The following is a 5,039-nucleotide window of genomic DNA, read 5'->3' as shown; positions in this document are numbered from 1 at the left end:
CGCGGTAATACGTAGGGTGCGAGCGTTAATCGGAATTACTGGGCGTAAAGCGTGCGCAGGCGGTTGTGTAAGACAGAGGTGAAATCCCCGGGCTTAACCTGGGAATGGCCTTTGTGACTGCACGGCTGGAGTGCGGCAGAGGGGGATGGAATTCCGCGTGTAGCAGTGAAATGCGTAGATATGCGGAGGAACACCGATGGCGAAGGCAGTCCCCTGGGCCTGCACTGACGCTCATGCACGAAAGCGTGGGGAGCAAACAGGATTAGATACCCTGGTAGTCCACGCCCTAAACGATGTCGACTGGTTGTTGGGCCTTAGGTGGCTCAGTAACGAAGCTAACGCGTGAAGTCGACCGCCTGGGGAGTACGGCCGCAAGGTTGAAACTCAAAGGAATTGACGGGGACCCGCACAAGCGGTGGATGATGTGGTTTAATTCGATGCAACGCGAAAAACCTTACCTACCCTTGACATGCCAGGAACCCGCGAGAGATCGTGGGGTGCTCGCAAGAGAACCTGGACACAGGTGCTGCATGGCTGTCGTCAGCTCGTGTCGTGAGATGTTGGGTTAAGTCCCGCAACGAGCGCAACCCTTGCCATTAGTTGCTACGAAAGGGCACTCTAATGGGACTGCCGGTGACAAACCGGAGGAAGGTGGGGATGACGTCAAGTCCTCATGGCCCTTATGGGTAGGGCTACACACGTCATACAATGGCCGGTACAGAGGGCAGCCAACCCGCGAGGGGGAGCCAATCCCAGAAAACCGGTCGTAGTCCGGATTGCAGTCTGCAACTCGACTGCATGAAGTCGGAATCGCTAGTAATCGCGGATCAGCATGCCGCGGTGAATACGTTCCCGGGTCTTGTACACACCGCCCGTCACACCATGGGAGTGGGTTCTGCCAGAAGTGGGTAGCCTAACCGCAAGGAGGGCGCTTACCACGGCAGGGTTCATGACTGGGGTGAAGTCGTAACAAGGTAGCCGTACCGGAAGGTGCGGCTGGATCACCTCCTTTCTGGAAAAAGAAGCGATGCGGCATGCCACGAAGCGGCGTGCGTCGTGTCTGTTCACACTTATCGGTTGTGCGTTGCGCCACCACCGAGGCGGGGTCTGTAGCTCAGTTGGTCAGAGCACCGTCTTGATAAGGCGGGGGTCGTTGGTTCGAGACCAACCAGACCCACCATGCGGCAGGGCGGCAAGGAGGCTCTGCGGGCAAGGGGGGGATTAGCTCAGCTGGGAGAGCACCTGCTTTGCAAGCAGGGGGTCGTCGGTTCGAACCCGTCATCCTCCACCACGCGCCGGCTGCGGCGGTGTGCGTGGGCGGGGAGGGCTGGCGGTGGCGCAAGGCTGCAGGCGGGCTGCGGCAGTGAGTACAGCCCAGCGCTGGGGCAAGGACCAGTGCTGCGCTGTGATCGCTTGCTGGCAAGTGATCGCAAACGGCTGTTCTTTAACAATGCATGGAGTCGAGATTCCTGGTGGAGCCAAGCTGGCTGGCGGTCCTGGTGGGGCTGCGGGCTGCGGGGCAAAGCCAGGATGTGAAGCGCGAAGCGAGTTGACGTCAAGCACACACGTTTGCGACCAAGCAAGCGCGTTTGAGGCAAGACGGCGAGCGCAGAAGGCGCTGCGTGCGTGCCCGACTGACCTTCTGCCGCGTGGCGGCAGCAGCGTGGGTGGGGTGGCGCATGCGGCCCGTGTGGTACGCGGTGTTCACGGCAGACCCTTGAGATGGCGGCAACGCTATAGGGTCAAGTGAACAAGAGCATGTGGTGGATGCCTTGGCGATGACAGGCGATGAAGGACGTGGCAGCCTGCGAAAAGCCTCGGGGAGCTGGCAAGCAAGCATTGATCCGGGGATGTCCGAATGGGGAAACCCACCCGATGAGGGTATCGGCACCTGAATCCATAGGGTGTCGAGGCGAACGCGGGGAACTGAAACATCTCAGTACCCGCAGGAAAAGAAATCAACCGAGATTCCGGCAGTAGTGGCGAGCGAAACCGGAGGAGCCTGCACGATGTAGCCATCGACTTATCAGAACGGTCTGGAAAGTCCGGCCACAGAGGGTGACAGCCCCGTATGGGAAAAGTTGGTGGTGGAACTAGGCGTGCGACAAGTAGGGCGGGACACGTGGAATCCTGTCTGAAGATGGGGGGACCATCCTCCAAGGCTAAATACTCGTCATCGACCGATAGTGAACCAGTACCGTGAGGGAAAGGCGAAAAGAACCCCGGGAGGGGAGTGAAACAGAACCTGAAACCGCATGCTTACAAAAAGTCGGAGCCCTTTGGGGTGACGGCGTACCTTTTGTATAATGGGTCAGCGACTTACGTTCAGTGGCAAGCTTAACCGAGTAGGGAAGGCGCAGGGAAACCGAGTCCGAACAGGGCGCATGAGTCGCTGGGCGTAGACCCGAAACCAGGTGATCTATCCATGGCCAGGCTGAAGGTGCCGTAACGGGTACTGGAGGGCCGAACCCACTGCTGTTGCAAAAGCAGGGGATGAGCTGTGGATAGGGGTGAAAGGCTAAACAAACCTGGAAATAGCTGGTTCTCTCCGAAAACTATTTAGGTAGTGCCTCACGTATCACCTTCGGGGGTAGAGCACTGTTTTGGCTAGGGGGTCATGGCGACTTACCAAACCAAGGCAAACTCCGAATACCGAAGAGTGCGAGCGTGGGAGACAGTGCACCGGGTGCTAACGTCCGGACACGAGAGGGAAACAACCCAGACCGCCAGCTAAGGTCCCTAAGACCGGCTAAGTGGGAAACGAGGTGGGAAGGCTAAGACAGTCAGGATGTTGGCTTAGAAGCAGCCATCATTTAAAGAAAGCGTAATAGCTCACTGATCGAGTCGTCCTGCGCGGAAGATGTAACGGGGCTCAAGCCGGGCACCGAAGCTGCGGATGCGTGGCAACACGCATGGTAGGAGAGCGTTCCGTAGGCCGCTGAAGGTGGGGTGAGAACCCTGCTGGAGGTATCGGAAGTGCGAATGCTGACATGAGTAGCGTTAAAGCGGGTGAAAAGCCTGCTCGCCGTAAGCGCAAGGTTTCCTACGCAACGTTCATCGGCGTAGGGTGAGTCGGCCCCTAAGGCGAGGCTGAAAGGCGTAGCTGATGGGAAGCAGGTCAACATTCCTGCACCGGCTGCAAGTGCGATGTGGGGACGGATCAAGCTAGGTCATGCCGGCGGTTGGAAGTGCCGGTTGAGGCGGAAGTAGGCGTGCGTCAGGCAAATCCGGCGCACACATACCGAGGCCGTCGCTCGAGCGGGCATTGCCTGCGAAGTGACCGAATGGGGTCCCAGGAAAAGCCACTAAGCTTTCAGCTTGCAGACGACCGTACCGCAAACCGACACTGGTGCGCGAGATGAGTATTCTCAGGCGCTTGAGAGAACTCGGCAGAAGGAACTCGGCAAATTGACACCGTAACTTCGGGATAAGGTGTGCCCTAGTAGCGTGTAGAGAACATCGAAGCGCGAATGGGTTGCAAAAAATAGGTGGCTGCGACTGTTTACTAAAAACACAGCACTCTGCGAACACGGCAAGTGGACGTATAGGGTGTGACGCCTGCCCGGTGCCGGAAGATTAAGTGATGGGGTGCAAGCTCTTGATCGAAGTCCCGGTAAACGGCGGCCGTAACTATAACGGTCCTAAGGTAGCGAAATTCCTTGTCGGGTAAGTTCCGACCTGCACGAATGGCGTAACGATGGCCACACTGTCTCCTGCCGAGACTCAGCGAAGTTGAAATGTTTGTGATGATGCAATCTCCCCGCGGAAAGACGGAAAGACCCCATGAACCTTTACTGCAGCTTTGTATTGGACTTTGAACGGATCTGTGTAGGATAGGTGGGAGGCTGTGAAGCAGGGCCGCCAGGTCCTGTGGAGCCGACGTTGAAATACCACCCTGGTGCGTTTGAGGTTCTAACCTGGGCCCCTGAAGCGGGGCTGGGGACAGTGCATGGTGGGCAGTTTGACTGGGGCGGTCTCCTCCCAAAGCGTAACGGAGGAGCACGAAGGTACGCTAGGCACGGTCGGACATCGTGCTGTTAGTGCATAGGCTCTAAGCGTGCTTGACTGCGAGACTGACAAGTCGAGCAGGTGCGAAAGCAGGTCTAAGTGATCCGGTGGTTCTGTATGGAAGGGCCATCGCTCAACGGATAAAAGGTACTCTGGGGATAACAGGCTGATACCGCCCAAGAGTTCATATCGACGGCGGTGTTTGGCACCTCGATGTCGGCTCATCTCATCCTGGGGCTGTAGCCGGTCCCAAGGGTATGGCTGTTCGCCATTTAAAGAGGTACGTGAGCTGGGTTTAAAACGTCGTGAGACAGTTTGGTCCCTATCTTCCGTGGGCGCTGCAGATTTGAGGGAGCCTGCTCCTAGTACGAGAGGACCGGAGTGGACGCACCTCTGGTGTACCGGTTGTGACGCCAGTCGCATCGCCGGGTAGCTATGTGCGGAAGAGATAACCGCTGAAAGCATCTAAGCGGGAAACTCGTCCCAAGATGAGATCTGCCTGGGGCCTTGAGCCCCCTGAAGGGTCGTCGTAGACCACGACGTTGATAGGCTGGGTGTGTAAGGGCAGCAATGCCTTGAGCTAACCAGTACTAATGGCCCGTGAGGCTTGACCCTATAGCCTTGCTGCCAGGGCGCGGCCGCTGCCGCGCCCCAGGCTCCAAGGCTGACCAAGCCAGCCCGAAGGCCTGCCTGCGACACTGCGCCAGGCCACACGCAAGGGCTCGCCGTGCTTGCCTGCCGTGCAGGCGCGACGCTTGTGCCGCAAAGCCCCTCTCTGATGGGTGTGTGCGCGCGACGCAACCCGCTTCCCGCGACAACGAACACGATCTCGACCCCATGCAAGCGCCGCTGCGCTGCCGCCACCGATCGCACGGCAGCAGCCCAGCGGCGCACCACCGGTTCAAGCCTGACGACCATAGCAAGGCGGCCCCACCCCTTCCCATCCCGAACAGGACCGTGAAACGCCTTCGCGCCGATGATAGTGCGGAGCTCCCGCGTGAAAGTAGGTCATCGTCAGGCCGTTATGCCAG

At 58.6% G+C, this 5,039-nt stretch carries 2 tRNA genes and 3 rRNA genes; all 5 read left to right on the top strand.

Features of this window, described 5'->3' with window-relative positions:
- Nucleotides 1-1,012: ribosomal RNA gene (locus tag Tsedi_RS12025) — 16S ribosomal RNA — on the top strand; the annotation flags it as partial.
- 91 nt (nt 1,013-1,103) lie between these two features.
- Nucleotides 1,104-1,180 (top strand) — tRNA-Ile (locus tag Tsedi_RS12020).
- Nucleotides 1,181-1,215: 35 nt separating this feature from the next.
- A tRNA-Ala gene (locus tag Tsedi_RS12015) sits at nt 1,216-1,291 on the top strand.
- A 449-nt stretch (nt 1,292-1,740) separates the two neighbouring features.
- A 23S ribosomal RNA gene (locus tag Tsedi_RS12010) occupies nt 1,741-4,623 on the top strand.
- Between the two features lie 291 nt (nt 4,624-4,914).
- Nucleotides 4,915-5,028, top strand: a 5S ribosomal RNA gene (gene rrf / locus Tsedi_RS12005).
- Nucleotides 5,029-5,039 lie beyond the last annotated feature (11 nt).

The organism is Tepidimonas sediminis (genome assembly GCF_007556605.1).
In the GTDB taxonomy this organism is placed as follows: Bacteria; Pseudomonadota; Gammaproteobacteria; order Burkholderiales; family Burkholderiaceae_C; genus Tepidimonas; species Tepidimonas sediminis.
This window is presented reverse-complemented; position numbering and strand designations above follow the sequence as displayed.